The sequence below is a fragment of the Pseudomonas sp. PDM01 genome (assembly GCF_014852325.1).
In the GTDB taxonomy this organism is placed as follows: domain Bacteria; phylum Pseudomonadota; class Gammaproteobacteria; order Pseudomonadales; family Pseudomonadaceae; genus Aquipseudomonas; species Aquipseudomonas migulae.
Map to the genome: position 1 here is coordinate 368,197 of NZ_JACVBK010000003.1, position 15,488 is coordinate 383,684.

The window sequence follows — 15,488 nt, forward strand, 5'->3', positions numbered from 1 at the left end:
CCAAGACAAAGCAGGCCACCGGGATTAGAATGTCCCGCATTCTCTTCTGGTGACAGCGATATGACTGATCAGCGCAAAGGCAGCGATGCCGAACCCACCACGCACTTCGGTTTCAAAAACGTTCCGGAAAGCCAAAAAGCGGAAAAAGTCGCTGAGGTTTTCCACTCGGTAGCCGCCAAGTACGACTTGATGAACGACCTCCTGTCGGGCGGCATGCACCGTTTGTGGAAGCGTTTTGCGATCGAACTGTCGGGCGTTCGCACCGGCAACCGCGTGCTGGACATTGCCGGCGGCACCGGCGACCTGACCAAAAAATTCTCGCACCTCGTGGGCCCGACCGGCCAGGTGGTGTTGGCCGACATCAACGAATCCATGCTCAAGGTCGGTCGTGACCGCCTGCTGGACCTGGGTGTAGCCGGCAACGTCGAGTTCGTTCAGGCCGACGCTGAAAAGCTGCCGTTCCCGGACAACCATTTCGACTGCGTGACCATCGCATTCGGCCTGCGCAACGTGACGCATAAAGAAGACGCACTGCGCTCGATGCTGCGCGTACTCAAGCCGGGCGGCCGTTTGCTGGTGCTGGAATTCTCCAAGCCGACCAACGCGCTGATGTCCAAAGCCTACGACGCCTACTCGTTCGCCTTCATGCCGCTGATGGGCAAGTTGATCACCAACGACTCGGAAAGCTATCGCTACCTGGCCGAATCGATCCGCATGCACCCGAATCAGGAAACCCTGAAGTCGATGATGGTCGAGGCCGGTTTCGACCGCGTGACCTACCACAACATGACCGCAGGCATCGTGGCCCTGCACCGTGGCATCAAACCCTGATGTTGTTGGCCGGTCTGCTCGCCAGCATTGAACTCGGCCTGAACCGGGTGCTGCGTCTCGACAGCACGGCGCTGCCGCGGCTGGCGCATTTGAGCGGCCGGGTGATTGCCGTCGATTGCCGCAGCCCGGCACTGCAACTGTTCATCCTGCCCAGCGACGAAGGCTTGATGCTGGCGACCCACTGGGAAACCGGCGCCGACTGCACCTTGCGTGCACCGGCTTCCAGCCTGTTGAAACTGGCGATGAGCAAGGACAAGACCTCCGTTTTGCATGCCCCTGAAGTCGAACTCGACGGCGACAGCGGCGTGCTGCTGGAACTGGCCGCGATCCTCCAGGACCTGGAACTGGACTGGGAATACGAACTTTCGCGCTGGCTGGGACCTGTGGCCACGCAACTGGTCGGCGGTCACCTGCGCAGTCGCGCACGCTGGTATCAGCAAGGATTTGCCAGCCTGGGTCAGAACCTGGGCGAATACCTGGCCGAAGAATCGCGCACCCTCGTCGGTCAGCGCGAAGCCGAAGCCCGATTCAGTGAACTGGACCAGATCAAACTCGATCTGGAACGTCTCGAGGCGCGTTTCGAGCGCCTTTCCCGATCCCTCGACCCAAGCGATAACGCATGAAGCTGCTTGCCGTCCGCCGTTTGTTGCGCATCCAGCGCGTTGTGATTCGCTACCGCCTCGATGACCTGCTGTTTGCCCTGCCGCTGCCGTGGTTTCTGCTGGCGCTGCGCTACGCGTTGCCGTGGCGCTGGTTCCCGCGCAAGCCGCTGGACCTGAGCCGTGGCGCGCGATTGCGCCTGGCACTGCAGGACCTGGGGCCGATCTTCATCAAGTTCGGGCAGATCCTGTCCACCCGCCGCGACCTGCTGCCGGAAGACATCGCCGATGAGCTGATGAAGCTGCAGGACCGCGTGCCGCCGTTCGATTCGCAAGTGTCGGTCAAGCTGATCGAAGAACAGCTCGGCAAAAAGATCAGTGAAGTGTTCAGCCGTTTCGACGTCGAACCGCTGGCCTCGGCTTCGGTGGCGCAGGTGCATGCCGCGCAGTTGAAAACCGGTGAAGAAGTCGTCGTCAAAGTCATCCGCCCCGGCCTGAAACCGATCATCGCGCAAGACCTGGCGTGGTTGTTCATCCTCGCCCGCGCAGCGGAAAAACTCTCCGCCGACGCGCGTCTGCTGCACCCGGTGGACGTGGTCAGCGACTATGAAAAAACCATCTACGACGAACTCGACCTGTTGCGCGAGGCGGCCAACGCCAGCCAGTTGAAGCGTAATTTCGACGGTTCGCCGCTGCTGTACGTGCCACAAGTCTATTGGGACTGGTGCCGGCCGAAAGTGCTGGTGATGGAGCGCATCTACGGCATTCAGGTCACCGACCTCGCGACCCTGGCCGACCAGCGCACCGACATGAAAATGCTCGCCGAGCGCGGCGTCGAGATCTTCTTCACCCAGGTGTTCCGCGACAGTTTCTTCCACGCCGACATGCACCCGGGCAACATCTTCGTCAGCACCGTCAACCCGTGGAGCCCGCAGTACATTGCGATCGACTGCGGCATCGTCGGCAGCCTGACCCCCGAAGACCAGGATTATCTGGCGCGCAACCTGTTCGCGTTCTTCAAACGCGATTACCGGCGTGTGGCGCAACTGCACATCGACTCGGGCTGGGTTCCGGCGGAAACCAAACTCAACGAATTCGAAGCGGCGATCCGTACCGTTTGCGAGCCGATCTTCGAAAAACCGTTAAAAGATATTTCCTTCGGTCAGGTGCTGATGCGCCTGTTCCAGACCGCTCGACGCTTCAACATGGAAGTGCAGCCACAGCTCGTGCTGCTGCAAAAAACCCTGTTGAACATCGAAGGCCTGGGCCGCCAGCTATACCCGGACCTCGATCTGTGGAACACCGCCCAGCCGTTCCTCGAACGCTGGATGCGCGAGCGCGTCAGCCCCAAAGCCTTGCTCGGCAACGTGCAGAACCAGTTCGAACAACTGCCGCACCTGGCCAACATGGCGCGCGACCTGCTCGAACGCATGTCGCAGCCCCACGCTTACGACCCGCCGCCATCGTGGCATCGACGCCGGGACGACTGGTTCCTGCGCCTGCTCGGCACCGCGCACCTGGCCGGCGGCGCAATACTGGCCATGGGCGGGCCGTTGAACGAACTGGCCTACTGGCCGGCAGGAATCATGATGGCCGTCGGCTTGTATCTGGTCGTTCGCCGATAGCCAGTTGTGTGATCCACTGGCACACTGTTTGAACGTTGGACTCTGCTCATGTAGTGCGGAGCCCGCTGTCGGAGTCGAAGATGAAAAACTGGCTGGACGAGATCAAGTGGGACGCCGACGGCCTGGTGCCGGCAATCGCCCAGGATCACAAGACCGGGCGCGTCCTGATGATGGCCTGGATGAACCGCGAAGCGCTGGAACTGACCGCTGTCGAAAACCGCGCCATCTACTGGTCACGTTCCCGTGGCAAGTTGTGGCGCAAGGGCGAAGAGTCCGGCCACGTGCAGACCCTGCATGAGATGCGCCTGGACTGCGACGCCGACGTGATCATCCTGATGGTCGAGCAGATCGGCGACATCGCCTGCCATACCGGTCGGCAGAGCTGCTTCTATCGCGTCTTCGAGAACGGCGACTGGAAAACCGTCGACCCGGTTCTCAAAGACCCGCACGCCATCTATTCCGCAGGACACACACATGAGTGACACTCTGACCCGACTGGCCGAGGTACTGGAAGCGCGCAAAGGCGCCGCCGCCGACAGCTCGTACGTCGCCAGCCTGTACCACAAGGGCTTGAACAAGATTCTGGAAAAAGTCGGCGAAGAGTCGGTCGAAACCATCATTGCCGCCAAGGATGCCGCCATCAGCGGCGACTGCAGCGATGTGATCTACGAGACCGCCGATTTGTGGTTCCACAGCATGGTCATGCTCGCCCAACTGGGGCAGCATCCACAGGCTGTACTCGATGAACTGGACCGTCGTTTCGGTCTGTCCGGACACGCAGAGAAAGCCTCGCGCCCGTCCGCCTGAACAACTATTAGAGAGGAGCAGCAACATGGGCATTTTTGACTGGAAACACTGGATCGTCATCCTGGTTGTTGTCGTGCTGGTGTTCGGCACCAAGAAACTGAAAAACCTCGGCACTGACGTCGGCGAATCGATCAAGGGCTTCAAGAAAGCCATGAACGACGACGAAAAACCCGCCGATCCGGCAGCGGCCCAACCGGTTCCACCTGTTCAGCCACAGACCACCCAGTCCGTGAACCAGCCGCACACCATCGACGTGCAGGCGCAAAAAGTCGAAGAGCCGATCCGCAAAGACGTGTGAGCACTGACTAATGTTTGGTATCAGCTTCTCTGAACTGCTGCTCGTCGGCCTCGTGGCCCTGCTGGTGCTGGGCCCCGAGCGTCTGCCGGGTGCTGCGCGCACCGCCGGCCTGTGGGTCGGTCGCCTGAAGCGCAGCTTCAATGCGATCAAACAGGAAGTTGAGCGTGAAATCGGTGCCGACGAGATTCGTCGGCAACTGCACAACGAGCACATTCTGTCGCTGGAACAGGAGGCGCGGAAGATTTTCACGCCGACCCAGCAGGAAGCCACTCCGGTTCAGCCGGTGGCGGAGCAGACGATCCATGCATCGACGACAGAATCCGCGCCTGCTGCTGCGCCGACGGAAACCGTGAAAGCGGTGGAAGCGGTTGAAGCGGCGCCGGTCGTGGCGCATGCAGAACCCGTTGCTCCTGCCGCCGTGCCGACAACGCCGGCTCCTCACGACACCACTTTGCCGCCGCGAGCCTCATGAGCGATCTCCCAGAAAACGACCAGCACATGCCGCTGGTTTCGCACCTCACCGAGTTGCGTACCCGTCTGCTGCGCTGCGTAGCGGCGATCTTCATCATCTTCGCCGGGCTGTTTGCGTTCACCCAGCAGATCTACACCTTCGTCTCCACGCCGCTGCGCCAGTATCTGCCAGTGGGCGCGACGATGATCGCCACCGACGTGTCGTCGCCGTTCCTGACGCCACTGAAGCTGACCATGATGGTGTCGCTGTTCCTGGCGATCCCGGTGATCCTGCATCAGATCTGGGGTTTCATTGCGCCGGGCCTGTACAAGCATGAAAAACGCATCGCGGTGCCGTTGCTGGTATCGAGCATCATGCTGTTTTATGCCGGCATGGCATTCGCCTATTACCTGGTATTCCCGCTGATCTTCAAATTTTTCGCCGCCGCCACCCCGGCCGGCGTGGAAATGATGACCGACATCAGCAGCTACCTCGACTTCGTCATGACGCTGTTCTTCGCCTTCGGCGTGGCGTTCGAGATTCCGGTGGCCGTGGTGCTGCTGGTGTGGATCGGCGTAGTCGACGTCAAATACCTGAAGAAAATCCGCCCGTACGTGATCATCGGCTGCTTCGTGGTCGGCATGATCCTGACGCCACCGGACATCTTCTCGCAGACGCTGCTGGCCGTACCGATGTGGCTGCTGTTTGAAATCGGCATCCTGTTCGGCGGCCTGATCAGCAAGCGCGGCGACCATCCGGACGACCAACCGGTTGACGATCACAACGACCAGCCGCCAGCGACCCAAGCGTGAACCTGCTGCTCCTCGAAGAGGCCGATTTCATTGCGGCCGACCGGGCGATCCTGCGTGATCGCCGGTTGACGCACATGCAGGAAGTCCACCGCTGTGAAGTGGGCGACAGCATGCGCGTCGGGCGTATCGGCGGCCTGATGGGCTCGGCCGAAGTACTGCGCCTGGACGCCGATGAAGCCGAACTGCGCGTCACCCTCGACCAACCGCCACCGGCCAAGCTGCCGCTGACCCTGGTGCTGGCCCTGCCACGCCCAAAAATGCTGCGCCGGGTGTTTCAGACCGTGGCAGCCATGGGTGTGCCACGGATCGTGCTGGTGAACAGCTATCGCGTCGAGAAAAGCTTCTGGCAGACCCCGTTCCTGGAACCGGAAGCGATTCGCGAGCAACTGATCCTCGGCCTCGAACAGGCTCGGGACAGCGTGTTGCCTGAAATTGTCATCGAGAAGCGCTTCAAGCCGTTTGTCGAAGATCGACTGCCAGCGATTGCCGAAGGCACCCTTGGCCTGGTCGGCCATCCGGGCAACTACCCGCCCTGCCCCCGCGGCCTCGACGAGCAGGTCACGTTGGCTATCGGTCCGGAAGGCGGCTGGATCCCCTACGAAATCGACCTGCTGGCCAAGTCCGGCCTGCAACCGGTGCAGCTCGGCGAGCGCATCCTGCGCGTCGAGACCGCCGTCACCGCGCTGCTCGCCCGCCTGTTCTAGCCATTACGCTCCTACAGAATCCTGACCGCCTGCCGATACAGTTCCCATAAAACCAACTTGTGGTCCGTGGGAGTTGCAGCATGTACCGATGGCTAGCCGAGAAACTGGGGAACGTCAGCGTCAATCGCAAACTGGGTGTCGGCTTCGGTCTGGTGCTGCTGCTGACATTGTTGATCACCGTCACGGGCTGGACCGGCCTGAGTGACGTGGTGAATCGCGGCGACAAGCTCGGGTTCATTGCCAGCCTCAATGAACTGACCAAAGACCTGCGCCTGGCCCGCCTGGACTACGAAATGCGCCGTGGCGAACAAGGCCCGGGCGCCGTCAACGACCTGCTCGGCCAACTCGACACCGGGTTGAAAACCGCCCGCACACTGATCGAGCAACCTGCCGACGCAGCCATGGTCGATCAGCAACTGGCCGCAGTCAGCGAGTACAAACAAGCCTTCGCCGCCATGACCCAGGCCGGCGCCAACCGCGAAGATGCTCGCAGCAAACTCGGCGCCACGGCCGATAACGCCGTGGCGCGCGTGGGTGAAGTCGAGAAATCCTTGCTGCAAGGCGACAGCGTCGCCGATTTCAACAGCGTTATCGACCTGAGCAAACTGATCCAGCAAGCTCGCTTCCAGGTGCGCGGCTATACCTACAGCGGCAAGACCGAAGCCGAACAACCGGCGCTGGACGCCATCGACAATGCGCTGAAAAACCTCGAAAGCCTGCCGTCCAGATTGCCGGAGCAGCACATCGCCAACCTGCAACAGGCCGCCGATTCACTCAAAGCCTACCGCGCCGCCGTCAGCCAGTTCCGTGACTCCCAGGTCGCCAGCGCCGCCGCGCTGAAACGCATGGCCGATCAGGGCAACATCCTGTTAGACGTCAGCAAAAAGCTCACCGCCTCGCAAACCGTCATCCGTGACACTGACGCCGCGCACGCCAAGAACATGCTGTTACTGGCCACCGCCCTGGCGTTGGTCTTCGGCCTGTTCGCGGCATGGGCCATCACCCGGCAGATCGTCGTTCCGCTGGGCCAGACACTGAAAGTGGCCGAGCGCATCGCCGCCGGCGACCTGACCCAGAACCTCGTTTCCGAGCGTCAGGACGAACTCGGTCAGCTCCAGCGGGCGATACAAAGCATGACCCTGGGCCTGCGCGAATTGATCGGCGGCATCAGCGATGGCGTCACGCAAATCGCCAGCGCCGCTGAAGAACTGTCCGCAGTCACCGAGCAGACCAGCGCCGGCGTCAACAGCCAGAAGGTCGAGACTGACCAGGTGGCGACCGCGATGAACGAAATGACCGCCACGGTGCAGGAAGTCGCACGTAACGCTGAAGAAGCCTCCGAAGCCGCGCTCGCCGCCGATCAGCAGGCCCGCGAAGGCGACAAGGTGGTCGGCGAAGCCATCGCTCAAATCGAACGCCTGGCCAAGGAAGTCGGCAACTCCACCGACGCCATGGGGCATCTCAAACGCGAAAGCGACAAGATCGGCAGTGTGCTCGACGTGATCAAATCCGTGGCTCAGCAAACCAACCTGCTGGCGCTCAACGCGGCCATTGAAGCTGCTCGCGCCGGTGAAGCCGGACGTGGTTTTGCGGTGGTCGCCGACGAAGTCCGCAGCCTGGCGCAGCGCACCCAGAAGTCCACCGAAGAAATCGAAGAGCTGATCGTCGGCCTGCAGAGCGGCACCCAGCAAGTCGCGACCATCATGGACAACAGCCGCACCCTGACCGACAGCAGCGTCGAACTGACCCGCCGCGCCGGTGGCTCGCTGGAAAGCATCACCCGCACCGTGTCAGCGATTCAGTCGATGAACCAGCAGATTGCCGCCGCTGCCGAACAGCAAAGCGCGGTGGCGGAAGAGATCAATCGCAGCGTGCTGAACGTGCGCGATGTGTCCGAGCAGACCTCGGCAGCCAGTGAAGAGACCGCGGCGTCCAGCGTTGAGCTGGCGCGGCTGGGGACGCATTTGCAGATGCTGGTGGGGCGGTTCAAGGTTTGAGGTGATTCATTTGCCTCGGTTCACTATGGACCGAGGTGATGCAATCGCCAGCAGGCTGGCTCCCACAGGGTTTGGTGTGAACACCACAAATCCACTGTGGGAGCTAGCCTGCTAGCGATTAGCGGCCCCAAGGCCGCTGCTTTTAAAGGACCTGACGAAGGAAGGCCTGCGCCCGCGGATCCTTCGGCGCATCGAAGAACTCGGCCGGCGAGGCGTCTTCCAGCAATTTGCCGTGATCGAAAAACAGCACCCGATCCGCCACTTCCCGCGCAAAGCCCATTTCGTGGGTCACGCAGACCATGGTCATGCCTTCCACGGCCAGGGTTTTCATCACATCCAGCACTTCGCCGACCATTTCAGGATCGAGCGCCGAGGTCGGTTCATCGAACAGCATGACCTTCGGCTCCATGGCCAGCGCCCGTGCAATCGCCACGCGCTGCTGCTGACCGCCGGACAGGCGTGACGGAAACTCGTTGGCCTTCTGCGCAATGCCAACCTTTTCCAGCAATGCCAAGGCCTTGGCTTCACGCTCCTTCTTGCCGCGTTTGCGCACGACTTTCTGGGCGAGGCAGAGGTTTTCCAGCACGGTCATGTGCGGGAACAGGTTGAAATGCTGGAACACCATGCCGACTTCGCGGCGGTAGGCATTGACGTCGGTTTTCGGATCGGCCAGTTGCAGGCCGTCGATGCTCACCGAGCCCGAGTCGAACTCTTCCAGGCCGTTAAGGCAGCGCAGGAAGGTCGACTTGCCGGAACCGGACGGACCGATCACCACCAATACTTCGCCCTTCGCCACCTGGGTGGAGACGTTATCCACCGCGCGCACCACGTGGCCACGGGTGTCGAAGACTTTTACCAGATCGCGGACTTCAATCACTTTGCGCGAGCCTCCGCTCAAGCCGGCTGGCGATTTTCGACAGCGGCAGGTTGATCAACAAGTACAGGCCAGCCACGCAGAACAGGATTTCGAATGGCGAAAACGAAGTAGTGATAACTTCGCGACCGCTTTTCAACAGCTCGGTAATCGCAATCACCGACACCAGCGAGGTGTCTTTGACCAGGCTGATGAACTGCCCGGCGAGCGGCGGCAGCACGCGCTTGAACGCTTGCGGCAGCACCACGTGGCGCATCGACTGACCCGCGCTCAAGCCCAGGGAACGCGCAGCTTCGTTCTGGCCACGGGCGATGGATTGCACGCCGGAGCGGATGATTTCCGCCACGTAGGCGCCGGTAAACAACGACAGTGCGGCGATCCCGGCGAACTCCCGGGACAGGTTCATCACGGTGCCGATAAAGAAGTAGAAAATGAAAATCTGCACCAGCAGCGGCGTACCGCGCACCAGTTCGACGTAAATCGTCGAGAGGTCGCGCAGGGTCGGATTGTTCGAGAGACGGCACAAGCCCGTGGCGAGGCCGATCAGCAGGCCGAGCACGCCAGACACCACGGACAACCACAGGGTGGTCCAGAGCCCCCACATCAGCGGTCCGGCGGCCCAATGGCGAGTCACACCGATCACGTCGCCTTCGGCCACATCATCGCCTTGGGCGACTTGCAGGCTGTTGTCGTCGACGGTCACGCGCTGCTCGTCACCCGCGTCGTTGCGCAACGTGACTTCAGCCTTGTCGCCTTTGCGCACCAGCTCGCTGACGGTGGAGATGTCGGCGGCACGCTGGGACTCTTCGGCGTGGTAGGCGAAGTACTGCGGGACGCGGTTCCAGCGCCATTCGTAGGACATCAGCGAGGTGGCGTAATACAACGCGCCGGCCAGGCCGATCAGCACCAGCACGGTCAACACGTGCCAGGGCCATTGGGCTTTTTTCTGTTTCATTGCAGGTTCCGGATTCTGTGTCGCCAGGGAGGCCGCCTTCGCGGGCAAGCCTCGCTCCTACAAAGTCATCATCCTGTAGGAGCGAGGCTTGCCCGCGAATGGGAGCGACGCGGTCTATCTGACCGGGCCTTATTCCATATCCTTGAGCCAAGCGGTGTCTTTGAACCACTTGTCATGGATGCGATCGTAGGTGCCGTCTTCGTGGATCTGGTGCAGGAAGTTGTTGATGAAGTTGATGCTGTCGTAGTCACCCTTCTTCAGACCAAAGGCCAGCGGCTCGTAGGTGAACGGCTTGTCGAGGAACACCAGCTTGCCGTTGCCGACCTTGTTCACCGCCACGACGTTGTACGGCGCGTCGTAGATAAAGGCATCGGCCTTGCCGTTGACCACGTCGAGCACTGCTTCCTGCTCGTTGTCGTAGCCGTGGTACTTGGCTTTGGAGATCAGCTTCTTGGCGACCATCTCGCCGGTGGTGCCGAGCTTGGAGGTGATGCGGTAGTCGGCGGTGTTCAGGTCTTTGTAGGACTTGATGGTGCCTTCCAGCTCTTTGCGAATCAGCAGCGTCTGGCCGACCACGATGAACGGTTCGCTGAAGTTCAGGCGCAGGTTGCGTTCCTGGGTCAGCGTCATGCCGCTGCCGATCATGTCGAACTTGTCAGTGAGCAGGGCCGGGATAATGCCGTCGTAGCCGGTGGACACCAGCTCCAGCTTGACGCCCATGGCCTTGGTCATGGCTTTGAGGATGTCGACTTCGAAGCCGATGATCTCGCCGCGCTTGTTGGTCATTTCGAACGGCATGTAGGTCGGGTCCATGCCGACTTTCAGCGTGCCGCGCTTGACCGCGTCATCGATGGCACCGGCCTGCGCCGTGCTGACTGCAACCAATGCCGTGACGCCGACCAGCAGCATCGAGAGATACTTCTTCATCTTCATGTCCCCAAAACCAGTGCGTTATGAGGCGCGCAAACGGCGGCTCCCCTCAGGAAACGCATCGATACGGACAAAAATTATCCGGGCGCACCAATTCGGGGACGGATGCTAACGTACTCGCTCGTTTGCACAAGTGTTTGGGAACGATGAGGCAAAAAAAACCCCGCTTTCGCGGGGTTCTTTATTATGCCAACTGCGGTTGTGCACTCAGCGGCTTGAGCGGCAGCAACGGCGCATGGGGATCGGATTTCACCGATTTGCGCCAGGCTTCCAGCCACTCGGGATGACCTTCGCTCCAGACCTGCTCATGCAAACGAGCCAGTGCCACCGGATCGCTCAGCAGTTGCACACGCTCATTGTTGTTCAGACCGTCAGGCCCGACTTTCAATGCATGGCGAACCCGCTCGATCCGCAGCCACTCGATTGGCTCGGCCTGACCGTGGCGCGATGTCGCCAGCGAGCACGCCAAGGCGTTCTGCTGTGGATCAACCACCGACCGGATGAAGCCGTCTTTCAGCGCATGCCAACGGTTTTCATGGGTGTACTGGTCAGTTGCCAGCAACGCCTGTGGCGGATTGTATTCCTCAGGGATCAGGAACAGGCTCTCGTCACGGGACTTCAGGCCCAGGCCAACACGGCTGGAGATCACGGAAACCGGGATCGACAGCATCAACGAACCGACGATCGGCACCAGCCACCAGAGGAAGCTCGGGTTCAGCCAGATCACCAACAGGGCCCAGAAGAAGCCCAGCAGGGTTTGCGGACCGTGGCGCTTGACCGCTTCGCTCCATGGCGTGGAGTCGTCGTCACGTTGCGGCGAGTTCCAGGTCGCAGCCCAGCCGAGGAACGCGGCGAGTACGAAACGGGTGTGGAAAATCATCCGCACCGGCGCCAGCAACATGGAGAACAACATCTCCAGCAGCATCGACAGGGTCACCTTGAACTTGCCACCGAACTCTTTCGCGCCCTTGGCCCAGATCAGGATGATGCTCAACAGCTTCGGCAGGAACAGCAGCACGATAGTGGTCGAGAACAGCGCGATGGCCTTGTCCGGGTGCCATTGTGGCCACAGCGGGTAGAGCTGACGCGGTTCAAGGAAGTACTGCGGCTCCATCAGCGTGTTGACCGCCAGCAGCGCCGTCGACAGCACGAGGAAGAAGAACCACAACGGCGCCGACAGGTAAGACATCACGCCGGTGAGGAACACCGCACGGTGAACCGGGTGCATGCCCTTGACCAGGAACAGGCGGAAGTTCATCAGGTTACCGTGGCACCAGCGACGGTCACGCTTGAGTTCGTCCAGCAGGTTCGGCGGCAACTCTTCGTAGCTGCCCGGCAAGTCGTAGGCAATCCACACGCCCCAACCGGCACGGCGCATCAGCGCGGCTTCAACGAAGTCGTGGGACAGAATCGCGCCGGCGAACGCGCCTTTACCGGGCAACGGCGCCAGGGCGCAGTGCTCGATGAACGGCTTCATGCGGATAATCGCGTTGTGGCCCCAGTAGTGCGATTCGCCCAACTGCCAGAAGTGCAGACCGGCGGTGAACAGCGGACCGTACACGCGGGTCGCAAACTGCTGCATGCGCGCATAAAGAGTGTCCATGCCCGACGCACGTGGCGCGGTCTGGATGATCCCGGCGTCCGGCGTGGCTTCCATCAGGCGCACCAGACTGGTCAGGCATTCGCCGCTCATCACGGAGTCAGCGTCGAGCACGACCATGTACTTGTAGTCACCGCCCCAGCGACGGCAGAAGTCGTCGAGGTTGCCGCTTTTGCGTTTTACGCGACGGCGACGGCGGCGATAGAAGATCTTGCCGAAACCCTTGGCTTCGCGGCAGACGTCCAGCCAGGCCTGCTGTTCGGCGACGCAGATGTCGGCATCGTTACTGTCGCTGAGGACGAAGAAGTCGAAGCGGTCCAGGTCACCTGTGGCAGCGACCGACTCGAACGTCGCGCGCAGACCGGCAAACACCCGTGGCACGTCTTCGTTGCAGATCGGCATCACCAGTGCGGTGCGCGCGTCTTTGGGGATCGGCTCGTTGCCGGCACTTTTACCGGAGATGCGGTATTTATCGTGACCGGTGAGCAACTCGAGGAAGCCCATCAGCGCGGTCCAGAAACCGGCCGAGACCCAGCAGAACAGAATCCCGAACATGATCAGGATGGTGGTCTGCAGCGCATATGGCAGCACTTGCGTGACGGTTTGCAGGAGCGGCTGATGCAGGACTTCGTTGAGGTCGACGAACGACCAGCCCTGGTACGGCATGATGCCTTTCATGTACCAGCCGGCAACGATGGTTTGACCGAGCATCAGTACCAGCAGGATGTAACGGCGGATCGAACCCACGGTGCGCCAGCGGGCTGCCGGCAGCACGTTCTCGTCTTTCGGCGGAGCCGGCGGGTTGGTGCGACCGGTCAGACGCCGCCAGCCACGCACCAGAATGTTGGTGCGCCACGGCTCCGGCACGACTTTGGTCCGGCGGATCGGCGGGGTTGCCTTGAGGCAAACACGACCGCTGGCGTCGAGCACCAGCATTTCCGCTTCTTCCAGCTCTTCAGCGGTGCTCAGGGTCAAGCGACGGCCGACCGAGGCTTGAGCAGCCTCGACCGGTGCATCGAACGTCGAGGACGACAGACGCTCGTGAAGTTCGCTGAACGACTTGCAGCCCGCGAGTTCCGCGCGCTGCTCGTCGGTCATCGGCAGATGCGCCAGATACTCGGCAAGAGTTTCTGGCTGAACTTGAGAATTACTCATCGGCAGGCAACTGATAGCTCCAGGTCTCGGTCAGGACTTCTTCAGTCGGTGCCGATTCCGGTGTGGCTGGGGCCGCGTCGGCAGCGACAGGCTGCTTGGCGTCTTTGTTGTTCGCCTTGTCCTTGGCATCTGCAACTGGCTTGGCTTCGGCCTGCTTGGCCTCGGCGGCCTTCGCGTCCTTGTCCGCTTTCTCCGCTTGCTTGGCGGCCACTTTGTCGGCCTTGGCAACAGAAGAGGTGGACGATGGGATCGAAGTCTTGGCCAGATCGGCAGGCACGATGTTCTGCACCAGTGCGGCACGCATCTCGGTGGACTTGCCCGGATCCTTGATCTTCATGCGCAGGGTCAGGCGCCAGCCCTTGGTTTCAGGGTTGTAGCGCACGCTGTTCTCGACCAGCTCGGCATTATCACCCACGCTGACCTGGCTGCGAACGTCTGAATCGGCCGGCAACGCTGCCAGGGACGGGCCTTCGAAATCCACCAGATAGGCAACGCTGCCGTCCGGCTGACGAATCAGGTTGGACTGCTTGACGTCGCCGGTAGAGCGCAAGGTCTGTTTGACCCAGGCGCTGTCCGGAGCGTGAATCGCCGCTTCGTCCATGGTCCAGTGCAGGCGGTAGCCGAATTCCAGCGGCTGGCCAGGCTCAGGCAGTTTTTCCGGGCTCCAGAAGGCAACGATGTTGTCGTTGGTTTCATCGGCAGTCGGAATTTCGACCAGGTCGACAGAACCCTTGCCCCAATCGCCTTTTGGCTCGATCCAGGCACTTGGGCGCTTGTCGTAGCGGTCGTCGAGGTCTTCGTAGTGGCTGAAGTCACGGCCACGTTGCAGCAAGCCGAAACCGCGCGGGTTCTCGATCGAGAAGTTGCTCACCGCCAGGTGTTTCGGGTTGTTCAGCGGACGCCAGATCCACTCGCCGTTGCCGGCATGGATCGACAGGCCGCTGGAATCGTGCAGTTCGCGGCGGTAGTTCAGCACTTTCGACGGCTGGTTGGCGCCGAACAGGAACATGCTGGTCAGCGGCGCAACGCCAAGCTTGGTGACCTTGTCACGCAGGAACATCTGCGCCTTGACGTCGACAATGGTGTCGCTGCCCGGACGCAGGGTCAGGCGATAGGCACCGGTGGCGCGTGGCGAATCCAGCAGCGCGAAGATCACCAGGTGCTTGTCGCCCGGCTTCGGCTGTTGAATCCAGAACTCACGGAAACGCGGGAATTCTTCGCCGGACGGCAACGCGGTATCGATTGCCAGGCCCCGAGCGGACAAGCCATACGTGTGACCCTTGCCGACAACGCGGAAGTAACTCGCGCCGAGCATGGTCATGATTTCGTCTTGCTTGTCGGCCTTGTTGATCGGGTACAGCACACGGAAACCGGCATAACCCAGTTGTTCGGTGGCTTTAGGATCGAATTTCAGGTCGCCGAAATCGAAACGAGACGGGTCGTATTTGATCTCTTCGACGGTGTTGGCCGTGATTTCGTTGATTTTCACCGGCGTATCGAAATGCATACCCTGGTGATAGAACGAAAGCTTGAACGGGGTTTTCTGATCGGCCCATTCGGCTTTTTCGGTCAGGAAACGAATTTTCTGATAGTCCGCGAATTTCATCTCACGGAATTCGTTCGGCAGGTTACTGCGCGGGGCTTCGAATTTCTGCCCGGCCAGCTCTTTTGCCTTGACCGATACATCATCCAGATTGAATGCCCAAAGCTGGCCGGCGCCGAACAGGCAGAGCAGTGCAGAGCCCGCTACCAGTGCGCTTCGTAGCCGTTTGGCTGACAATCTTGGTGCATTACAGGGACTAACAATCACGAGCAACCCTCGCCGAAAACAGATCAAAAAACCAACGGCC

15 protein-coding genes and 1 pseudogene are annotated in these 15,488 nt (G+C 61.0%); 11 read left to right on the plus strand and 5 right to left on the minus strand.

What is annotated here, in order from left to right; translation table 11 throughout:
• Positions 1-60: 60 nt before the first annotated feature.
• From ubiE to IB246_RS29020, 11 genes and pseudogenes are all read left to right on the plus strand, one after another.
• Entirely contained in the window at positions 61-831 is a 771-nt protein-coding gene (gene ubiE, locus IB246_RS09535; protein ID WP_007948968.1) for a bifunctional demethylmenaquinone methyltransferase/2-methoxy-6-polyprenyl-1,4-benzoquinol methylase UbiE, read from the plus strand.
• On the plus strand, positions 831-1,454 hold the full coding sequence (locus IB246_RS09540) for an SCP2 domain-containing protein (protein WP_008025228.1): 624 nt from the start codon (positions 831-833) through the stop codon (positions 1,452-1,454). Before ubiE ends, IB246_RS09540 begins: the two co-directional genes overlap by 1 nt.
• The gene (gene ubiB, locus IB246_RS09545) at positions 1,451-3,055 is read left to right on the plus strand and encodes a ubiquinone biosynthesis regulatory protein kinase UbiB (RefSeq protein ID WP_008041890.1); all 1,605 of its coding nucleotides are present in this window, start codon (positions 1,451-1,453) and stop codon (positions 3,053-3,055) included. The genes IB246_RS09540 and ubiB overlap by 4 nt, the downstream gene beginning before the upstream one ends.
• 80 nt (positions 3,056-3,135) lie before the next feature.
• The gene (gene hisI, locus IB246_RS09550; RefSeq protein ID WP_008041892.1) at positions 3,136-3,537 is read left to right on the plus strand and encodes a phosphoribosyl-AMP cyclohydrolase; all 402 of its coding nucleotides are present in this window, start codon (positions 3,136-3,138) and stop codon (positions 3,535-3,537) included.
• Positions 3,530-3,862, plus strand: a complete 333-nt coding sequence (locus IB246_RS09555) for a phosphoribosyl-ATP diphosphatase (protein ID WP_008025232.1) — start codon at positions 3,530-3,532, stop codon at positions 3,860-3,862. Before hisI ends, IB246_RS09555 begins: the two co-directional genes overlap by 8 nt.
• A gap of 25 nt (positions 3,863-3,887) precedes the next feature.
• The gene (locus IB246_RS09560) at positions 3,888-4,160 is read left to right on the plus strand and encodes a twin-arginine translocase TatA/TatE family subunit (protein WP_008025233.1); all 273 of its coding nucleotides are present in this window, start codon (positions 3,888-3,890) and stop codon (positions 4,158-4,160) included.
• 10 nt (positions 4,161-4,170) lie between these two features.
• On the plus strand, positions 4,171-4,632 hold the full coding sequence (gene tatB, locus IB246_RS09565) for a Sec-independent protein translocase protein TatB (protein WP_008041893.1): 462 nt from the start codon (positions 4,171-4,173) through the stop codon (positions 4,630-4,632).
• Complete coding sequence (gene tatC, locus IB246_RS09570; protein ID WP_008025235.1) at positions 4,629-5,423, plus strand: twin-arginine translocase subunit TatC; 795 nt, start codon at positions 4,629-4,631, stop codon at positions 5,421-5,423. The genes tatB and tatC overlap by 4 nt, the downstream gene beginning before the upstream one ends.
• Positions 5,420-6,127, plus strand: a complete 708-nt coding sequence (locus IB246_RS09575; RefSeq protein WP_008041894.1) for a 16S rRNA (uracil(1498)-N(3))-methyltransferase — start codon at positions 5,420-5,422, stop codon at positions 6,125-6,127. The genes tatC and IB246_RS09575 overlap by 4 nt, the downstream gene beginning before the upstream one ends.
• A gap of 80 nt (positions 6,128-6,207) precedes the next feature.
• A pseudogene (locus tag IB246_RS29015) lies at positions 6,208-7,266 on the plus strand (methyl-accepting chemotaxis protein); the annotation flags it as partial.
• A 144-nt stretch (positions 7,267-7,410) separates the two neighbouring features.
• Positions 7,411-8,124, plus strand: coding sequence for a methyl-accepting chemotaxis protein (locus tag IB246_RS29020; RefSeq protein WP_411736712.1), 714 nt, complete (start codon positions 7,411-7,413; stop codon positions 8,122-8,124).
• Positions 8,125-8,266: 142 nt separating this feature from the next.
• Here IB246_RS29020 and IB246_RS09585 read toward each other — a convergent pair whose 3' ends face one another.
• The 5 genes from IB246_RS09585 to IB246_RS09605 form a co-directional block, all read right to left on the minus strand.
• Entirely contained in the window at positions 8,267-9,001 is a 735-nt protein-coding gene (locus IB246_RS09585; RefSeq protein ID WP_008025241.1) for an amino acid ABC transporter ATP-binding protein, read from the minus strand.
• Positions 8,994-9,953, minus strand: a complete 960-nt coding sequence (locus IB246_RS09590; RefSeq protein ID WP_008025242.1) for an amino acid ABC transporter permease — start codon at positions 9,951-9,953, stop codon at positions 8,994-8,996. Before IB246_RS09590 ends, IB246_RS09585 begins: the two co-directional genes overlap by 8 nt.
• 129 nt (positions 9,954-10,082) lie before the next feature.
• Positions 10,083-10,880, minus strand: a complete 798-nt coding sequence (locus tag IB246_RS09595) for a transporter substrate-binding domain-containing protein (protein ID WP_008041897.1) — start codon at positions 10,878-10,880, stop codon at positions 10,083-10,085.
• 187 nt (positions 10,881-11,067) lie between these two features.
• On the minus strand, positions 11,068-13,638 hold the full coding sequence (gene mdoH / locus IB246_RS09600; RefSeq protein ID WP_032832668.1) for a glucans biosynthesis glucosyltransferase MdoH: 2,571 nt from the start codon (positions 13,636-13,638) through the stop codon (positions 11,068-11,070).
• Positions 13,631-15,448: a glucan biosynthesis protein G gene (locus IB246_RS09605; RefSeq protein WP_008041899.1), complete on the minus strand. Its 1,818-nt coding sequence runs from the start codon at positions 15,446-15,448 to the stop codon at positions 13,631-13,633. Before IB246_RS09605 ends, mdoH begins: the two co-directional genes overlap by 8 nt.
• Positions 15,449-15,488: the final 40 nt, after the last annotated feature.